Annotated in this window: 15 protein-coding genes, 1 pseudogene, 1 riboswitch and 1 other annotated feature; of the genes and pseudogenes, 6 read left to right on the forward strand and 10 right to left on the reverse strand. The window is 47.6% G+C overall.

Annotated features, from left to right (window positions below):
* The first annotated feature begins 80 nt into the window (after positions 1-80).
* Complete coding sequence (locus LPW36_RS01425; protein ID WP_230607729.1) at positions 81-1,367, forward strand: polysaccharide deacetylase family protein; 1,287 nt, start codon at positions 81-83, stop codon at positions 1,365-1,367.
* A gap of 4 nt (positions 1,368-1,371) precedes the next feature.
* On the opposite strand, the gene LPW36_RS01430 is transcribed toward LPW36_RS01425, so the two are convergent.
* From LPW36_RS01430 to sfsA, 6 genes are all read right to left on the reverse strand, one after another.
* On the reverse strand, positions 1,372-2,472 hold the full coding sequence (locus LPW36_RS01430; RefSeq protein ID WP_230607730.1) for a GGDEF domain-containing protein: 1,101 nt from the start codon (positions 2,470-2,472) through the stop codon (positions 1,372-1,374).
* Between the two features lie 211 nt (positions 2,473-2,683).
* Positions 2,684-3,172 (reverse strand): 2-amino-4-hydroxy-6-hydroxymethyldihydropteridine diphosphokinase, encoded by a 489-nt coding sequence (folK, locus tag LPW36_RS01435; RefSeq protein ID WP_230607731.1) that lies wholly within the window; start codon positions 3,170-3,172, stop codon positions 2,684-2,686.
* 53 nt (positions 3,173-3,225) lie between these two features.
* Positions 3,226-4,614 carry a polynucleotide adenylyltransferase PcnB gene (gene pcnB / locus LPW36_RS01440; protein WP_230607868.1) on the reverse strand — a complete coding sequence of 463 codons (1,389 nt, stop codon included), beginning with the start codon at positions 4,612-4,614 and terminating at the stop codon, positions 3,226-3,228.
* A gap of 116 nt (positions 4,615-4,730) precedes the next feature.
* Positions 4,731-5,660 (reverse strand): tRNA glutamyl-Q(34) synthetase GluQRS, encoded by a 930-nt coding sequence (gene gluQRS / locus LPW36_RS01445; RefSeq protein WP_230607732.1) that lies wholly within the window; start codon positions 5,658-5,660, stop codon positions 4,731-4,733.
* Between the two features lie 67 nt (positions 5,661-5,727).
* A complete protein-coding gene (gene dksA / locus LPW36_RS01450; RefSeq protein WP_108901630.1) occupies positions 5,728-6,183 on the reverse strand; it encodes an RNA polymerase-binding protein DksA in 456 nt (151 codons plus the stop codon).
* 199 nt (positions 6,184-6,382) lie between these two features.
* Positions 6,383-7,087 (reverse strand): DNA/RNA nuclease SfsA, encoded by a 705-nt coding sequence (sfsA, locus tag LPW36_RS01455; protein WP_230607733.1) that lies wholly within the window; start codon positions 7,085-7,087, stop codon positions 6,383-6,385.
* A gap of 395 nt (positions 7,088-7,482) precedes the next feature.
* Between sfsA and hrpB the strand changes: the two genes are divergently transcribed.
* On the forward strand, positions 7,483-9,927 hold the full coding sequence (gene hrpB / locus LPW36_RS01460; RefSeq protein WP_230607734.1) for an ATP-dependent helicase HrpB: 2,445 nt from the start codon (positions 7,483-7,485) through the stop codon (positions 9,925-9,927).
* A gap of 146 nt (positions 9,928-10,073) precedes the next feature.
* Positions 10,074-12,392, forward strand: a pseudogene (gene mrcB / locus LPW36_RS01465) (bifunctional glycosyl transferase/transpeptidase); the annotation flags it as partial.
* 337 nt (positions 12,393-12,729) lie between these two features.
* On the opposite strand, the gene pheA reads toward mrcB, so the two are convergent.
* Entirely contained in the window at positions 12,730-13,887 is a 1,158-nt protein-coding gene (gene pheA, locus LPW36_RS01470) for a bifunctional chorismate mutase/prephenate dehydratase (RefSeq protein WP_230607735.1), read from the reverse strand.
* 31 nt (positions 13,888-13,918) lie between these two features.
* Positions 13,919-14,055: a sequence feature (Phe leader region), on the reverse strand.
* Positions 14,056-14,215: 160 nt separating this feature from the next.
* A complete protein-coding gene (gene raiA, locus LPW36_RS01475; RefSeq protein ID WP_130592956.1) occupies positions 14,216-14,554 on the reverse strand; it encodes a ribosome-associated translation inhibitor RaiA in 339 nt (112 codons plus the stop codon).
* A 396-nt stretch (positions 14,555-14,950) separates the two neighbouring features.
* A riboswitch (TPP riboswitch) is annotated at positions 14,951-15,054 on the forward strand.
* A gap of 34 nt (positions 15,055-15,088) precedes the next feature.
* Between raiA and thiM the strand changes: the two genes are divergently transcribed.
* Entirely contained in the window at positions 15,089-15,904 is an 816-nt protein-coding gene (thiM, locus tag LPW36_RS01480; protein WP_230607736.1) for a hydroxyethylthiazole kinase, read from the forward strand.
* Positions 15,901-16,698 carry a bifunctional hydroxymethylpyrimidine kinase/phosphomethylpyrimidine kinase gene (gene thiD, locus LPW36_RS01485; protein ID WP_230607737.1) on the forward strand — a complete coding sequence of 266 codons (798 nt, stop codon included), beginning with the start codon at positions 15,901-15,903 and terminating at the stop codon, positions 16,696-16,698. Before thiM ends, thiD begins: the two co-directional genes overlap by 4 nt.
* Positions 16,699-16,960: 262 nt before the next feature.
* Here the strand turns inward: thiD and epd are convergent, their stop codons facing one another.
* Entirely contained in the window at positions 16,961-18,022 is a 1,062-nt protein-coding gene (epd, locus tag LPW36_RS01490) for an erythrose-4-phosphate dehydrogenase (protein WP_230607738.1), read from the reverse strand.
* A 248-nt stretch (positions 18,023-18,270) separates the two neighbouring features.
* Between epd and LPW36_RS01495 the strand changes: the two genes are divergently transcribed.
* The gene (locus LPW36_RS01495; RefSeq protein WP_230607739.1) at positions 18,271-18,507 is read left to right on the forward strand and encodes a hypothetical protein; all 237 of its coding nucleotides are present in this window, start codon (positions 18,271-18,273) and stop codon (positions 18,505-18,507) included.
* An 18-nt stretch (positions 18,508-18,525) separates the two neighbouring features.
* On the opposite strand, the gene LPW36_RS01500 is transcribed toward LPW36_RS01495, so the two are convergent.
* The gene (locus LPW36_RS01500) at positions 18,526-19,128 is read right to left on the reverse strand and encodes a hypothetical protein (RefSeq protein WP_230607740.1); all 603 of its coding nucleotides are present in this window, start codon (positions 19,126-19,128) and stop codon (positions 18,526-18,528) included.
* Between the last annotated feature and the right edge of the window lie 14 nt (positions 19,129-19,142).

Raw genomic sequence — 19,142 nt, forward strand, 5'->3', positions numbered from 1 at the left:
CATAATTACATAAGAAAAATTTTATTATTCAGTTCTACTATTTCTGGTGTTTTTGTATTCCTATAAGAAAAATATAACTTATGCGCCTTAAGTCTCTTCTCATTACGCTGATTACATTACCTTTATTTATCTTTTCGGCCTGTTCTTTGGCGGAAGATGAACCGCAAGGCAATGATATAAAACCAGTCCAGGTACGCATTATTCGTGACAGCCAGATCATGGCTCAGGTTGGCAATGACATTATTAACGTGGGTAACCTGAATAAAGATCAGGAGATGATGGTTTACCCTCTAAGTCCGAATTATTATGAGTTTACTTTTGGTAATGCCCATGGGTTGATCCCAAAAGATGCGGTATTACCTCTCAGTAAATCCAAAAAAGTGCTGGGGTTGGCACTAACCGATCTGCAGAAGCTAAATCAGAACCTGATTACCATTCGCACAACAACGCTTTACGACCAGCCAAAAGATACCAGCAAAGTTTTTGGGGTATTGAATGAGAATTTACGCTATCCGATTCTTGGTCGTTTAAGGGGGGAGGATGGCTCTCTCTGGTATGAAATTAATATCGGTGATGATGCTAAATATATTCAGGCGGATGACTGTGAGCTGGATAACGGTGTTCCGGTACTGACTTATCACCATATTTTGCAGGACAGTGAGAATAAATACTTCCGCCATACGTCAACCACAACCTCAGTGGCGGCATTTGATAGTCAAATGGCCTATCTGAAGCAAGAAAATTATGAAACTATCAGCCTGTATCAGTTAGAAGGCTATCTGGATAATACCGTCAATATTCCTGCAAAGGCAGTAGTATTAACGTTTGATGATGGATTGAAATCGGTTCACCGCTACGCCTACCCCATCCTGAAAAAATATGAGCTTGAAGCAACGGCCTTTATTATTTCATCAAGAATTAAGCACAATCCTCAAACCTGGGATCCTAATACGTTGCAGTTTATGAGCATCAGTGAATTAAAACAGATTCAGGATGTTTTTGATATTCAATCGCATACTCATTTCCTGCATCGTTACTCCGATGATAAACGTCCGGTATTATTAAGTCGTGATGAGCATAATATTGAGCTGGATTTTGAGCGTTCCCGGCGGGCGCTAACGCAATTTAATCCACGGGTACAGTATATCTCTTACCCGTTTGGTGGATATAACGATAATGCTATTCAGGCGGCCAAACTGGCAGGTTACCGTCTGGCGGTGACCACCGTAAGAGGAAAGGTCAAGCCGGGGGATAATCCTTTTACTTTAAAACGCTTATATATCCTGAGTTCTGATAGCATTCAGGCAATGGCGGAACGCATTGCCAATACTCGCTCAGATATTAAGCCCATGGTGACAAAGCAATAGTCTATTAGTTGGGTATCAGTGTCAGTGCAATAGTATCGGTCATGTAACGGGTTTGATTTCTCCCGTTTGATTTTGCCTGGTATAACGCCAGATCGGCGCGCTGGAACAGTGACAGACGGTTATTGTCATAGCGCTGTTCACTGCTGCTGATACCAATGGAGATGGTGATATTGATCTGTTGCCCATTGGGCAGGTTGAATACATTGCGCTCTATTTTCTGACGGATCTCTTCTGCTATTTTTTGGGCTAATGGGATGGAGAAATCCGTCAGAATAGCGGCGAACTCTTCTCCGCCAATGCGGAAGAATTTTTGTCCGGAAGCCGTATAAGAATCCAGTATGCGGGCCATATCTTTTAATACCTTATCCCCTGCATCATGCCCATAGTTATCATTGACATGTTTAAAGTGGTCGATGTCCATCAACAGCAGGGCAGTGCCTCTTTTTGACTGGCTGACGCCTTGCATGGCCTGATCGAACACCCTGCGATTGAGTAAACCGGTAAGAAAATCCCGCTGTGCCTGCCCCTGATAAGTGATCATTTCTAACTTTTGTTGTTTTATATCTTTTAACAACATAAGGGAAAACTGTATGCCAAGAAATGATGAAAAGGTCATCATTACGCTGAATTTCATGATTTTATTAATATCTTGTGTAATCAGAAAAGAGCCTGAACAGATAAATACCAGGCTAATCATACTGAACAAAATGGCCCGATATAACAACGAGCGTTGAACATAATGTGAGCAAAGTGCCAGTGTGGTTCCCAGCAAACCATAAATCATAGAAATGAGTACCGCGGTGTCGTTAAAACTGATGGCCAGACGAGAAACTGAAATAATCAATGCGGTGATAAGCGTTGGAAGTGGACCAACATAACAGGCGATAATCACCAGTGGAATATGTCTGAGGTCGATAAAAGTATAATGTATGGTGGGAATAGCAAACTTCATTAAAACAAAGCATAACAAGCCGTTACATAAACCAATCTGTATTTTTTTACTCAGAGAAAGGCAGGCATCCAGAGGTGATGTAGTCAGTTTAGAAATAAAATAAAACCCAGTCAGCATAATGCTGATATTAATAATGATACCGTCAAAAAACATAGCAAAGTTCCAAATACCGGAGGTAATTTATATTTATATTGAATAATTGAAATTCATATTATAAGCATAGATAGGTAGTGGATTTTTGCAAAAGCCATAACGAAATTATGGGTAATATTTTGATGTTATATAAGAAACAGGCAGGTAATTATCTCAATACCCCGCCTGATAAGTGTTTATCGCCACTGTTATAGCTGTGCAACGAAATTGTTTATTCAGCAAACCAGCGCTCTAAACCGTCAGCGGATACCTGAGACAGAAGTGAAGAAAGCGTGACGCCATCAGGAAAAATCAGGTCCGGGGCAATGTCCGCCAGTGGGTAAAGCATAAACCCCCGATTGTGCATATCATAGTGAGGCACGGTCAGACGTGAGGTGTTAATGGTCTGATTACCAAACAGTAAAATATCCAGATCCAGAGTGCGTGGCCCCCAACGATGCGCTTTTCTTTCGCGCCCCTGATTCAGCTCAATGGCCTGAGTTGCATCAAGCAGGCTTTCGGCAGAGAGTTGGGTATCCAGTTCTACTACGGCATTCAGATAGTCAGGTTGATCTTGTGGTCCTAATGGTTTGGTTCGATATAACGGCGAGCAGGCAATCAGACGAGTTTGAGGGATCTGCTTTATAGCATCCAATGCCGCTTCAACCTGTGTCAGCGGTTGATTAAGATTACTGCCTAATGCGATAAATACCTGAGTCATGATCTCTGTCCATTATGCGATTAAGCCTCCGTTAGGAGGCTTAAATCAGAAAGTTATTGCGGTTTGGCCGTATTCTTGCGTGGCCGCCGCGACCGGCGATGGCGAGATGGTTCATCTCCCAGCGCGTTAAGCATGGTCTTCTGGCGTTGCATATCGGCCTGTTGGAACTCATCCCACCAGTGGCTAAGTTTTTGCACTTCACCTTTTTCAATGTCGGCTCTGAGCAATAATAAATCGAACGAAGCCCGAAATTTAGGGTGTTCCATCAGTTTATAGGCCTTTTTGCCCTGACGGCGCGGCAGACGTAGCTGCAATTGCCAGATATCACGCACTAACGAAGTAATACGTTTAGGAATGGCCAGCGTCATGCACTGTTCATCCAGAATATCATTCATAGCAAGGGCAAAAGCGTCATAATAGGCCAGACCACTTTCCTGAGTGAGCTTTTGAGCATGCTCAACCAGCGGGTACCACAGCATGGCTGCAAACAGGAACGCTGGATTGACGCGCTTGCCGTTTTGCAGCCGTTGGTCAGTGTTCTTCAGCACCTGGCCGAGGATCTTCTCCATATTGCTGTCGCCCTGCGGCGTAAAGTGCTTATCAATGAGCGGGAACAAAGCGTTAAACAGATGGTGTTCACGTAACAATTGATAAGTGGGATAACCGTGTCCGGCCTGTAATAGCTTTAACGCTTCTTCAAACAGTCGGGCAGGGGGAATCTCACGCAGCAAATGAGCTAAACGGGTAATCGGCTCTGCTGTTGCTGTCTCAATACGCATATCAAGCTTGGCGGCAAAACGAATTGCTCTGAGCATTCTCACCGGATCTTCACGATAGCGGGTTTCCGGATCGCCAATCAGACGAATAATGCCCTGTTGTAAATCTTGCAGCCCTCCGGTGAAATCGCGCAGGGTGAAATCATCGGCGCTGTAGTACAGGCTGTTAACGGTAAAATCGCGACGCTGGGCATCTTCAGTAATGGAACCGTAGACGTTATCACGTAGCAACATGCCATTATTAGCCTGTTGAGATTCATTTTTATCATTGTTATCGCTGTGTACGCCGCGGAAAGTCGCTACTTCGATAATCTCTGGCCCAAACATAATGTGAGCCAGACGGAAACGGCGGCCAATCAGACGGCAGTTGCGAAACAGTTTGCGTACCTGCTCGGGTGTCGCATTGGTGGTGATATCAAAATCTTTTGGCTTTTTATTTAGCAGCAGGTCGCGGACACCGCCGCCGACCAGATAGGCCTCATATCCCGATTTATTTAATCGGTACAGGACTTTCAGGGCATTATCGCTAATGTCCTTACGAGAAATGTTGTGCTGGGCACGTGGAATCACAACCACATCATCAGTGCTGTGGTTCTGTTCCTGTATGTCTGAATCAGACTCTCGGGTGAGTACCTTGCGGCAAAAATTAGCTACGCGGGTAAAAATAGGACACCTCGGTCATAGTGTATCTGTCAGTGATGAGCGGCGCCGTTCAGGATACTCATCAAATAATCAAATAGTAGTCAGTAAACCATATATGGTAAACGGCGGTCTATAATAGCTCACACTGAATCATTTGAGAATGGAAAGTGTGTGGTCAGCTCCGGCGTTACGGGTATGCGGTTGTGGTCCCAATGGTCAATTCCCCATGTCAGTAACGCTTCAATGGATGCATCCTGCCAATCATCAGGCAGAGGTTGCCCTAAAAACAGCATAGCTTCCGCCAGTATTGTCAGGGGATGGTCAAGGGATAACGGTGGGGCATGGTTCTGCTTTGACAGCTTATGCCCCAGATGATCTAACGCCAGCGGCAGGTGGAAATAGTCGGGCTCCTTCCAGCCTAACTGGTGGTACAGGGCAATCTGTCGCACGGTTGGCTGAATTAAATCTGCACCCCGTACAATTTCTGTTACTCCCTGAAAGTGGTCATCCACCACCACGGCGAGATTATAAGCAAACAGCCCATCTTTACGATGGATAATAAAATCCTCACTGGCAAAAGCAGGTTCGGCTTTTAATATGCCCAGGTGTTTATCGTGAAATTGATAAACCGGTTGTGCCACATGTAGTCGTAAAGAGGCATCCTGAGAAGGCAAGGATAAGTTACGGCAGTGTCCATCATAAACGCCGTCGGACTGTTGAATTCTGGCGCGGGTGCAGTGGCAGTAGTAGCAACGATTTTGCTGATAAAGCTGATGCAGAATCTGGCGATAGATGTCACTGCGTTGAGACTGGTAGAGGACTTCACCATCCCAATGCAATCCATAATGTTCCAGGGTAGCTAAAATACGGGAAGCTGCGCCGGCTACTTCTCTGGGAGGGTCTATATCTTCGATACGAACGAACCAATCCCCGCGATTTGACCGTGCCTGCAAAAAACTGCCTAGCGCGGCAATCAGGGAACCAAAATGCAAATCTCCGGAAGGAGAGGGAGCAAAACGCCCCACATAACGATTAGTCATTAATGTGGTTGAACAGCCTGAATCCGTCATTGCGACTCCCTTGTTCTGCCATCAAAAGTTGGCAGAACCAATAAGGGAATCAGATGTAACGAACAGATTAACCTGCCATTTGTTTTTCGCGAATCTCAGCCAGCGTTTTACAGTCGATGCAAAGATCGGCAGTAGGACGGGCTTCAAGGCGGCGAATACCGATTTCAACGCCGCAGGATTCACAGTAACCAAAATCGTCTTCTGCGATTTTTTGCAGAGTCTTATCGATTTTTTTGATCAGTTTACGCTCACGATCGCGGTTACGTAGCTCCAGACTAAACTCTTCTTCCTGCGTCGCGCGGTCAGCAGGATCGGGGAAGTTAGCCGCTTCGTCTTGCATGTGGCTGACAGTACGATCGACTTCGTCTCTCAATTGGCCACGCCATGCTTCAAGAATCAGCTTGAAATGTTTAAGCTGGGCTTCGTTCATATATTCTTCTCCCGGCTTCTCTTTATAAGGCTCTAAGCCTGCGATAGCCAGGATACTTAAGGACGATGTTTTACGCTTTTGCCCTTCTTGCATTTTGCTTCTCCTACAAAATACGCGTTGTAGTTTTACACTAGAGAAAAAATCAGGCCGCTATAAATAACAGATGAAGATGAAGTTAGCAATTTTTCCTGCCTTAAGTATGACAATGCTGTGAAGAAACGCATGTTCATACTGGTGTAACTGCTGGTTATTTGACCAAAAATATCTTCTTTATAACTTTTTACCTGAAAATTTAACCTGTGACGGATACCGGACTTTGTAGTATCACCTCTGTTGGCGATAGTCTGGCTTTATAACAGACGACTTCGACACCGTGTTTCTTAACTTGTTCAAAAAGCTTTGCGTAAATTGGGTCAATATGTTGTGCCACTTTAACGCTATCAATTCCACTGTGTAGCACGGCAAAGAAAAGCATAGCCCGATGTCCATTTTCTGCCATTATTTGTAATTCACGCAGATGTTTTTGACCCCGGGTTGTGACGGCATCGGGAAAATAGCCACAATTTTGCTGTATCAGGGTGACCGATTTCACTTCAACATAGCATTTGGGGCGTTCAGGATGTTCCAGCAGAAAATCGATACGGCTGTTTTCATCACCGTAACGAACCTCACTGCGCAGCGAACTGTAACCGCTTAACTCTGCAATCCACTGGTTTTCCAGAGCTTCTTTCACCAGCACATTGGCCTGTAATGTATTAACACAAATCATATCGCCAGCCTGAGTTTGGGTGAGTTCCCATGAGTGAGGATATTTTCGCTTGGGGTTATCCGAGGTGGAGTACCAGACGGTATCGCCGGGTTCGGCACAGCCGGTCATGGCTCCGGTGTTAGCACAGTGTAGTGTGAGTTCTTCCCCCCGCGGGGTGATGACATCGGCAAGGAAACGCTTGTAGCGTTTGATTAGCGTGGCGGGTTGCAGTGGGGTGGTGAAGTTCATGGAAGATCCTGGTTTGGGATTAACGATATCGGGTAACCGTTAAAATTATCATTCGGGAATATTCCGACCGTAATGGCAGTATACCTATATCGTCTCCAGTGCGCGGTCGGAAGGGCCATATACTTAGCTCAGGAGTGCGTTGGGCCTGGCCGGGCTACGGGCGCTTCGTTGGCTTACGCCAAGTCGACCCCCACGCCCGTCTCTCCCAACGATTAATATTGTGAACAGATAGAGCTATTCATTTACGCGGAGTCGATTTTAACGCGGCTTATTATTCACCATGTGTCCAGTTTGGTAAATCAATGAAAGTTATCCTGTCGGTTGTTTTGGTGGCTGGTACACTATGGGCCGATAAAATTTATTTTGATACCTAAGTTATCTGATTGAGGTTATGCGTGTCTCTGCCGGTAAGTGAAGTTCTTCAGCCATTGCTTGATGCTTTGCAGCATTCTCCCTGTGTATTGTTGCAGGCGCCGCCCGGTGCGGGGAAGTCGACCTGGTTGCCGTTGAAGTTGCTTGAGCAGTCGTCCTGGCTGTCGGGGCGTATTATTATGCTGGAACCGCGTCGTCTGGCGGCTCGCAGTGTGGCGCAGCGGTTAGCACAGCAGTTGAACCAACCGGTGGGAGAGAGTATTGGCTATCGGATGCGTTCTGAGAGTTTGAGTGGACCGGAGACGCGTCTGGAAGTGGTAACCGAAGGGGTATTGATCCGTATGCTACAGCAGGATCCGATGCTGGAAGGGGTTTCGCTGGTGATTCTGGATGAATTTCATGAACGTAACTTACAGGCGGATTTGGCCCTCAGCTTATTGTTAGATGTTCAGAATGGCCTGCGGGATGATTTGAAACTGTTGATTATGTCGGCGACGCTGGATAATCAGCGGTTGCAGCAGTTTTTACCGGATGCGCCGGTGATTTCGGCTCAGGGGCGCAGTTTTCCCGTTGAGCGTCACTATCTGTCATTGCCCGTCAGTGGGTATTTTGAAGATAAGGTAGCTCAGGCCGTCAGACAAATAGTGAATCAACATCCGGGGTCGATGCTGCTGTTTTTGCCCGGAGTGGCAGAAATTCGTCGGGTGTATGATTTGTTATCCGGTAGTCTGGCCGATGATATCGACCTTTGCCCGCTGTATGGTGCCCTGTCTCTGGCGGAGCAGCAAAAAGCCATTTCTCCCTCGCCTTCAGGGCGTCGAAAAATAGTGCTGGCTACTAACATTGCCGAAACCAGCCTGACTATCGACGGTATTAATCTGGTGGTCGACAGTGGCCTTGAGCGGGTAGCCCGTTTCGATCCGCGAACCGGGCTGACTCGCTTAATCACCCAGCGTATTTCCAAAGCTTCCATGACGCAGCGGGCCGGACGGGCCGGTCGTTTATCCGCTGGCGCATGTTGGCATCTGTTTTCCCGCGAGCAGGGGGAGCGCGCCGCGGAACAGGGTGAAGCGGAAATTATGCAAAGTGATTTATCTGGCCTGACCATGGAATTACTGCAATGGGGATGTCGCGATATTCAGCAAATGCGCTGGTTGGATGCCCCTCCGGCTACGTCTCTGGCCGCCGCCCGACGCCTGTTGATTCTACTTAACGCTATTGACGAGCAGGGTAATATGACCCAAACAGGCCGTCAGATGGCAGAAACCGGTTGTGAACCGCGCTTAGCGGCCATGCTGGTTTATGCTACAAAACAAGGGCCAGAATCATTAGCTACTGCCCTGTTATTGACCGCCATCATAGAAGAACCCCCAAGGAATGGTCATAAAGATATTAGCTACTGGTTGATGCATCCTCAGGGAGCATGGACAAAACGTGCCAGACAACTGGGGCAGCGATTAAAATGTCGTAATAGCACGCCAGACGGTGATGAAGTGCCTTTTTTACTGGCTACAGGCTTTGCCGATCGCATTGCTCAAAAGCGCGGGGAAGAAGGACGCTATCTGTTGGCTAACGGAATGGGCGCTCAAATTGATACCGATGATGGCTTGTGCCGTTCCGAGTGGTTGATTGCGGCTTCGCTATTGCAGGGGGCCAACAGCCCCGATGCCCGCATGTTATTGGCAGCTAAAATCGAGCCGGAAGCATTAGCACAACGAATGCCGGGATTGGTTACGCAACAAAGCGCCATTGAGTGGGATGAAGAGAGAGGAACCCTGCGCGCCTGGCAGCGCCAACAAATTGGTCGTCTGGTGCTAAAAGCCAAACCGTTAAATAAGCCTTCTGAAGAGCAATTACAGGCCGCGTTACTGGAATGGGTAAGAACTCAGGGCATTCCGGCGTTAGCCTGGGATGAAGAGGCGGAGCAATTGCGTACCCGTATTCAACGCGCTCAGGAATGGTTGCCTCAGTATGATTGGCCATCGGTGGATGACAGCGAACTGCTGGAAACTCTGGAGTTCTGGCTATTACCTTCATTAAAGGGCGTCAGAGATATTAAGGGCCTTAAACAAATTAATCTCTCTGAAGCACTACAGCGCAAGTTAGACTGGCAACAGCGTCAGCGTCTGGACAGTGAATTGCCCGTCAGCTATTGCGTACCAACGGGTTCGCGTTTGCCAATACGTTACGATAGCGAACGGCCACCGGTGCTGGCGGTTCGTTTACAGGAAATGTTTGGTGAGAAGCAGACGCCGGTGATTGCCGATGGTCGAATTTCGCTGGTAGTTGAGCTGCTATCTCCGGCACACCGGCCGCTACAAATTACTCAGGATTTAGCCGCTTTTTGGCAGGGGGCTTATAAAGAGGTGCAAAAGGAGATGAAGGGCCGCTACCCAAAACATGTGTGGCCTGACGATCCGGCAAATGCGCAGCCCACCCGTAAAACTAAACGTTTTCATCATGGGTGAGTGATATTTATTGGCGGGCAAAAACCAATGGTCTACCCTGTTGGCGAATTAGGGTACAATACGTCCGCAATTTTATTACCCGTAGTGAAGCTAAACGATGATGACTGGAATCAAGAGGAAAAGCGCAATGATATCGGGAGCTGTTCATGCCGCCTAAAGTAAAAAAATCCCGTAAGCCGAGCTGGTTACGCCGTACCTTTGGCCTTTGTATCAAGCTGGCTATCGTGGCTATTGCCCTGTTGGTGTTTTATGGCATCTATCTTGACTCGCAAATTCGTAGTCGTATCGATGGAAAGGTTTGGAATTTACCGGCGGCAGTGTATGGACGCATGGTAAACCTTGAGCCGGGCATGTCCTACAGCAAGAAAGAGATGGTGGATTTGCTTAATGGCATGCAGTACCGCAATGTCACGAAAATTACCCGTCCCGGCGAGTATACCGTTCAGAGTAATAATATCGAGATGCTGCGCCGTCCGTTTGATTTCCCTGATGCCAAAGAAGAGCAGATTAGTGCTCGTCTGGAGTTTAATAACGCCGGATTGTCTCGTATCGTGAATCTGGATTCCGGACGAGAGTTTGGTTTCTTCCGTCTCGATCCTAAGCTGATTACTATGTTGCAGGCACCTAACGGCGAACAGCGCCTGTTTGTAGCCGGTAAAAGCTTCCCTTATCCAATGGCCGATATGCTTATTGCCACTGAAGACCGTAATTTCTATAGTCATGACGGTATCAGTCTGTTCTCTATTGGACGTGCAGTATTAGCTAACCTTTCGGCAGGCCGCACCGTTCAGGGGGGAAGTACTTTAACGCAACAATTGGTGAAGAACCTGTTTTTAACCAATGAGCGTTCCCTGTCGCGTAAATTACGCGAAGCCTATATGGCCGTTATTCTGGATGCCCGATACAGCAAAGAACGCATTCTTGAACTGTATATGAACGAAGTCTATCTGGGGCAGAGTGGTGCCGATCAGATTCGTGGCTTCCCGTTAGCCAGTATCTATTTCTTTGGTCGTCCAATCAATGAGTTAAGTGTCGATCAGCAGGCAATGCTGGTGGGTATGGTAAAAGGGGCTTCCCTGTATAACCCGTGGAAAAACCCGGATATCGTTCTGGAACGGCGTAATCTGGTATTACGTTTAGCCCAGCAGCAAAACGTTATCGATCAGGAACTTTACGGCGTATTAAGCGCACGTCCTTTGGGCGTTCAGCCGCGTGGTGGTGTGATTACCCCTCAACCTGCGTTTATGCAGTTAGTTCATAATGAATTGCAGGAAAAGCTGGGGGACAAGGTTAACGATCTGTCCGGCGTGAAGATTTTCACTACCCTGGATCCGGTGTCGCAAAATGCGGCAGAAAAAGCAGTGGAAGAGGGTGTTCCTGCATTGCGTGCGGCACGTAATGTAAAAGATTTAGAGGCGGCAATGGTGATTGTTGACCGCTTTAGTGGAGAAGTTCGAGCGGTAGTGGGCGGCTCACAGCCACAGTATGCCGGTTTTAACCGCGCGGTTCAGGCCCGTCGTTCTATTGGTTCTTTAGCTAAACCACCAACCTATCTGACGGCGTTGAGTGAGCCCGGCAATTATCGTTTAAACACATTACTGAAAGATGAACCGCTGTCGGTCAACATTCCCGGCGGTAAGCCGTGGCAGCCGCAAAACTACGATCGTCAGTTCCGTGGCAGAGTGATGTTGGTTGATGCGCTGGCAAATTCACTGAACATTCCAACGGTCAACCTTGGTCTGGATTTAGGTTTGGATAAAGTGAAAGACATGCTTCAGCGTTTGGGCGTGCCGGATAGCTCAATTCAAACCGTACCGGCGATGTTGTTAGGTTCAACCAGCCTCACGCCAATGGAAGCTGCGCAGATGTATCAAACTATCGGTAGCGGCGGCCAGCGGGCGAAGCTTTCGGTTCTGCGCTCGGTGATATCAGAAGATAATACGGTGTTATTCCAAAGCCTGCCGCAGGCCCAGCGCGTGGTAGAGCCTCAGGTCGCTTATCTGACCCTTTATGCGATGCAGCAAGGGGTTGCCCGCGGAACCTCGCGTTCACTGGCCGGTAAGTTTGGTAACTATAATCTGGCGGCAAAAACCGGTACGACCAATGACCTGCGCGATAGCTGGTTTGTAGGAATTGACGGCAAAGAGGTTTCCATTGCCTGGGTTGGTCGTGATAATAACGGCCCGGCGAAGCTGACGGGGGCCAACGGCGCATTAACCCTGTACCGTCGCTATCTGGAGAACCAAACGCCACTGGCACTCACCTTAACCCCTCCTGAACATATCAGCATGATGGGCACCAACAGTGACGGTAACTTTGTCTGTAACGGCGGTGACCGCCGGTTACCGGTCTGGACCGATAGCCCTGAAAGTTTGTGTGTGGCACCGCAACAGCCGGTTGAACAGCAGCAACAGCAGAGCGAAAGCAGCGCTCCTGATTGGGTGAGGGATATGTTTGGTGGGTAACTAAGATTATTGCCGTTTATATTTGATAGCGGTCTGACTACCGATAAACCAGATAAATTGGCATCAATGAATATTCCGGTCGTAAAATCTAAAGTGCTTATATCGACTTTGTGCTCGACCGGAAGATCGTCTGTACTTAGCTGTAGAGCGCATCGGGCCAAGCTGGGTTAGGGATGGTTATGAAACACCGTAAGGTGCTTCATAACCATCCCAAGAGGACGAACGTATTTTGAAGCTAAGCATATGGACCTTCCGGCCGCACACCGAAGGTGATACAGGCACATTACCATTACGGTCGGAATATCCAATAAAGCCGATTTACTAATACTCAAATCAACTAATTTACTTTAACCGGCACCACCGTCTCACTCGGATAACACCCTAATACCTTCACTGAACGGGTAATCGGCGTTAAATCTTCCAGCGCTTTTTGCATGGATTCTGATTCCAGATTCACCTGCATATCAATATAGAACATCTCTTCCCATGGATTACCGTTAATAGGGCGGGATTCCAGCTTCGTCATGACAATATTGTGTTTACGCAGTACCAGCAGCGCTTCTACCAGTGCACCCGACTGTTGACCCGTAGCAACGATAATGGTGGTTTTCGCCGGTATTTGTGGTGCCACTTCAACCGGTTTACGTGCCACTACGATAAAGCGGGTGATGTTCTCTTTTTGATTCGCCAGACTGTGCTCCAGTACCTGAAGGTTATACAGCGCACCACCCGGTTCGCTGCCCAGCGCCACGGCTTTTGGTGATTTCAGGCTGGCAACTTTTTCCATTGCTGCTGAAGTACTTTCGCAATATTCGATTTTCCAGTCCGGGAAGCCGTTAAGGTACTGACTGCACTGCTGAAAAGGTTGTGAATGGCTGTAAACCACCTCAATTTGGCTAACATCGGTATCCACTGACGATAGCAGGCAGTGGTTAATCGGATTGGTTAACTCCCCCACGATAAACAGATTGGTGGACTGTAGCAGGTCATATACTTCGTTAATTGAACCGGAGCTGGTGTTCTCAATAGGGAGAATGCCATAGTCGGCCTGACCGATTTCTACCTGTCTGAAAATGTCATCAAATTTATTGCAGCCGCATTCAACTAACGCATCAAAATGCCGGGCAGCATATTGACGGGCCGCCAGGTGGGAGTACGAGCCTTTAGGCCCAAGAAAAGCGATGCGCGCCGAGCTCAGTTTGTCCTGATTAACATATTGCTGCAACAGGGCCTGTTGAGTCAGAACGGAGTCTTCAATGATGATTTGAAACAGACGGGTTATATAATGACCATCAAGCCGATGCTTTTTCCCTTCTTCCACCAGACGCTTTAACAGGTCGCGTTCACGCTCTTTATCGCGAATAGGCAAATGGGTTGACTGTTTGGTTCTGGCTACGTCCAGTGCCAAATCACGACGCTCTGCCAACAGCTCCAGCAGTTTAAGGTCGAGTGCGGTGATACGTTCTCTCAGCCCTGATAATGGGTTATCGCTCATGATGTTGTCTTACCTTATTTTTATCTTATCCAATAAAAAAGCCCCCCGTTGGGAGGCTTTAATGTTCGTCTTCGCTTTCTCTCTGCTCGTTTCCAAGCCACGGACGAATCGCCTCCCGGTCAGGGGACGCTAAAAAAGAAAGCGAAGAAAAACGGTATACGGTACATAAATAACAAAACTCCGGTAAATGATACTTCTAACTTAACCGCGCGGTTTTGGTTCTGTCAACCGCTATTATTGTTTAGTAAGTTATCACGCGTTTAGTGATGTAAAGGTTGAGAGTAAAAAAACGCGCCCGAAGGCGCGTTGATAAACAGAATAAAAACGATTAATCTTCTTCAAGTTGTTGCAGATTAGCCTCTTTGACACTGCCCTCAGTACGCCGGGCTTCACTCTTATGCTGTACTTTATTCAGTTGCCGTTCGAGTTTCAGAAGTAACTCATTGATCGCGGCATACATATCTTCATGTTTAGCACTTGCAACCAGAGGACCATTTGGCGTAGTGATTGTCGCATCAGCCACAAAACCTTTAGGTTCTTTCGATAACACAATATGCGGATTAATTAACTGAGCCTGCCATTTATCTAGCTTTTTAAGACGGTCCTCGACGTGTGAACGGATTGCCGGTGTAATGTCCATTTGTTTGCTAGTAATATTTAATGTCATATAACCTACCTCTTTGTCAGTCAATTGCCGTCAGATATGATTTTAGAATACCGATGTGGCCAGACAATTATGTGATCTGAATCAATTTTTTAAGTACCCTAAAACAAAGATGACAGAAGTGTGATAACCATAATGATTTATAACTCTCCGCTTGTATATTGAGTATAGCTCAAGCAGTATTAATGGTTGTGTGTTTTGCCTGAATTTGTACATAAAATCAGCAATTCCCTTTTTACTAATCAAACACTTCCCGGATTTGTCTGTTTTTGTATAGATTCTATTCAATCGGCTAATTGAATGATAATTCAGCCAGTTATATCTATTTTTTACAAAACCCTTTCCTGCTGTTTTTCGGTAGTTAATTCCTTGATCCTTTTGCCCAATCGACTAATATGTAACTTCGACTCGGGGTGCCCTGTGCAATAGGTACAGCGGCTGAGATATCACCCGTATTACCTGATCTGGATTATGCCAGCGTAGGGAAGTCACGGTATCCCACCGGTACTGCCTTCTTTAACGCCGGTTGGGAGCTTTATGAATTCACCTCACAACCTTCAACTTTTTCCTGGTTCTGCTGCGGCCCATTGGCTGACGCAATTGCGGACCGCTTCCCCCTTAGTTCACTGCCTGACTAATCAGGTGGTACAGAATTTTACTGCAAACGTTCTGCTGGCTTTAGGCGCTTCACCGGCAATGGTGGTAGCCCGACAGGAAGCCGGGGATTTTAGCGCCATAGCCAGCGGGCTTTTGGTTAATGTGGGAACCCTGAATGAAACTCAGGTAGAAGCCATGTTACTGGCAGTGGCATCGGCCAATGGCGCGGGTGTTCCCTGGGTTTTGGACCCGGTGGCAGTGGGGGGATTGGGTTATCGTACCGACTTTGCTCATCGATTATTGACCATGCAACCTGCTGCCATTCGTGGCAATGCCTCCGAAATTATGGCACTGGCGGGTTTTAGTTCCGCAGGGCGTGGCGTTGACAGTACTGATGATTCCCTGGACGCGCTACCGGCAGCGGTTGAATTAGCTAACCGCTGCGGAGCTATTGTGGCCGTGACCGGCGCGATTGACTATGTTACCGATGGCCAAACCTGCTATGCCTTACCTTTTGGCGATCCGTTAATGACTCGAGTAGTTGGAACGGGCTGTGCGTTATCGGCGGTAGTGGCTGCATTTTTATCGCTGGATAAAGGAAAGAGGCTCGAGCTGGTTGCCTGCGCCTGTATGGTAATGGCTTTTTGTGGCGGTGCTGCTGCTAAAGAGTCTGCCGGGCCGGGGAGCTTTGTTCCCCGTTTTCTTGATTTGCTATATCAATTGCAACCAGAACATCTGATGGGTAAAACGCTATGAGAATTAATGCATTAACTATTGCCGGTACCGACCCAAGCGGCGGAGCGGGTATTCAGGCAGACTTAAAAACGTTCTCTGCACTGGAAGCCTATGGCACCAGCGTGATGACCGCGCTGGTTGCACAAAATACTCGCGGTGTGCAGTCTGTTTACCGCATTGAACCTGATTTTGTGGCTGCCCAACTTAGCTCGGTACTGGATGATGTGCGTATCGACAGTGCCAAAATTGGTATGCTGGCTGAATCGGATATTGTGCAGGTGGTGGCCGAGTCATTAAAACGTTATCCCATTCCTTATGTGGTACTGGATACGGTGATGGTAGCGAAAAGTGGCGATCCGTTACTGGATCCGGATGCGGTAGAGGCAATTCGTCGTCAATTACTGCCGATTGTTTCTTTGATCACTCCTAATCTGCCGGAAGCTGCCGCTCTGCTTGATTGCTCTATTGCCACCACTGAAGCTGAAATGTTGGAGCAGGGAAAAGCGCTGTCAGGAATGGGCTGCCCGGCGGTGTTAATGAAAGGGGGGCATTTAAGTGAAGCGGAAAGCCCCGACTGGTTGATTACCCCGCATCAAACGTTACGCTTTAGCGCCCAAAGGATCGCCACTAAACATACCCATGGAACCGGATGTACGCTTTCTGCTGCGCTGGCTGCGTTGCGTCCTCGCTGTAATAGTTGGGAGCAGACGGTACAGTTAGCTAAAGATTATTTGCAACAGGCATTGGTGATGGCAGACAGCCTGGAAGTGGGGCACGGCATTGGCCCGGTGCATCATTTTCATCGCTGGTGGTGAAAATAAAATCTTCTGTAATTAACTAACGGGCTAGATTGATGCCTTAACATAGTTAATCATCGGAAGAGGCCGCCGTTGGGGTCGTAGCAGCTTTAGCCGCCGGAGGCCCCTGGGCGGGCCAGGTCCGGCGCACTTTATGGCTAAGTATAGATGGTCTTCCGGTCGGGCACGAAACCAATATACGCGCTTTAGGTTTTACGACCGGAATGTCCATTGAAGCTTATTTATCAGGTTTTCCGTCAGGTAACAAACACAGCGAATGCTACAAGCTTTGCTCCGTGATTTTTTCAGCGTAGCTATCTTCTGATAGCTGCTCATTGGCAACCATTGCCATTGTGGTATCCAGCATACGATTAGCAAAACCCCATTCGTTATCACACCATACCAGCATTTTTACCAGATGCTGACCGCTGACACGGGTCTGTGTGCCATCAACAATGGCACTGTGTGGGTCATGGTTAAAATCAGTAGAGACCAGTGGCAATTCGGTATAATCCACAATGCCCTGGAAGGTATTGTTCGCCGCATGTTCCAGCAACTGGTTGATGTCCTGTACGCTGACGGGGACTTCCAGCGTAACGCTCAGGTCAATGGCCGTTACGTTGATAGTGGGCACACGCACCGAAATTGCCTCAAACCGATCGCAAAACTTAGGGAAGATACGGGTGATTCCCGCTGCCAGTTTGGTATCCACCGGAATGATTGATTGGTTAGCGGCGCGGGTACGGCGCAAATCTTTGTGATAAGCGTCAATGACCGGCTGGTCGTTCATCGCGGCGTGAATGGTGGTTACTGTGCCTGAGCGAATCTCAAAGGCATCATCCAGCAGCTTGATTACCGGAATAATGCAGTTAGTGGTGCAGGAGGCATTGGAAACAATGCGATGCTCTGCCCTTAATTCATGGTGGTTGACGCCATAAACAATAGTGGCATCCAGGTCGTTGTCTCCTGGGTGAGAGAACAGCACCTTTTTGGCACCGGCTGCAATATGCGCTTCACCATCTGCACGACTACCGTAAACGCCGCTGCAATCCAGTACGATATCAACGTTTAATGATTTCCATGGCAGGTTGACAATCTCTTTTTGGTGGAATAACTGTATGGCATCATCATCCACCCAAAGCATCCTTCCTTCCTGACGAACGCGACGGGCAAAGCGTCCGTGGGTTGAATCGTATTTCAATAAGTGCGCCATACCGTTGGGGTCGGCCAGTTCATTAATTGCCACCACGCTGATTTTTTTATGATGTTCTGATTCATACAAAGCGCGTAAAACGCTGCGGCCAATACGGCCAAAGCCATTAATAGCTACTCGGATGGTCATGTTATACCTTTATTGTTCGTTATCATGCCGGATGATTAGCATAATGTAATGCAAAGAAATGTGAGTGTTGTGAGATCACAATATCAATAGTCAGTCCGGAGATAATAGCGCTGCTGATGCCAGGAGATAATCAACAAGATGACAGACTTAAGGTGCTGGTGTAAAGCGTGCTAATATCATCCTTGTATAATGCTATAAATTATAATTAACTGTAGTAATTATACCGTAGCGATGATGTTGGAGCCTTTATGATTAGACTATCGTTAATCTCTTGTCTTGCCCTGTTTTTACTGGGATGTACTACCGAGTCTTACACTGAGCCTTGCCCGCGAGGTTCAGGCTGTATTGTTAACGATCGGGCGCGACCGATTTATAACTATGATCCCGACTCAGATAGCATGAAGCGGGACCGCCGTATGGAACGGGTCCGGGATCAGGGCACGGCGGATAAATCTACCGATCAGGGGAGCATATTTGGCTGGTAACCGGCATTCAACACTCGGTTACTGGCAGCATTCCGGCGTCAGCTGGGTGTAATAAATTCCGCTTTGGTTAAAGGCGATAACCTGATTGCCGCGCATGTTATAAACGCACTGTTTCAGGGGGTTGCTGTCGGAATCGGTAAATATCAGTTCCGCCGTCTCCTTTAATGTAGATGCGTTGAATTTAAATACGTGGAAATTATCATTTTTCCCATAGCCTCCACCCATTACCAGATAAGGATGGCATAGCGCAAAGGCGTGGCTGCCCTGAACGGGAACCCGATAAGAGGTTGCTTGCAGCTTGTTTAAATGAACCAGATGGAAATCAGAATAGTAATAAAACCAGAATGAGTGTTCACTTTCAGCATTCACCGCGTAGCAGTCGCAAATATTAAACTGCTCAGCCTGCCAGAGAATATTACCTTCCGCATCAAACTTCACCAAACCATATTGGCCGAGAGGTTGTCCCCAGCCGTAATTGCCAAATACGCCTTCGTCAAAGTAGCTAACCCAGATGACTCCGTCAGCAGTGATGTTAATATCTTCAATGCCGTCGCCTAAAGTAAAGTGGCGTATCCGTTGTCCATCCAGATTGTAAACTTCAGCATTTTTCCGGATCGCCATTATTATCTGTCTTG

This window comes from Limnobaculum eriocheiris (genome assembly GCF_021010575.1).
Taxonomy (GTDB): domain Bacteria; phylum Pseudomonadota; class Gammaproteobacteria; order Enterobacterales; family Enterobacteriaceae; genus Limnobaculum; species Limnobaculum eriocheiris.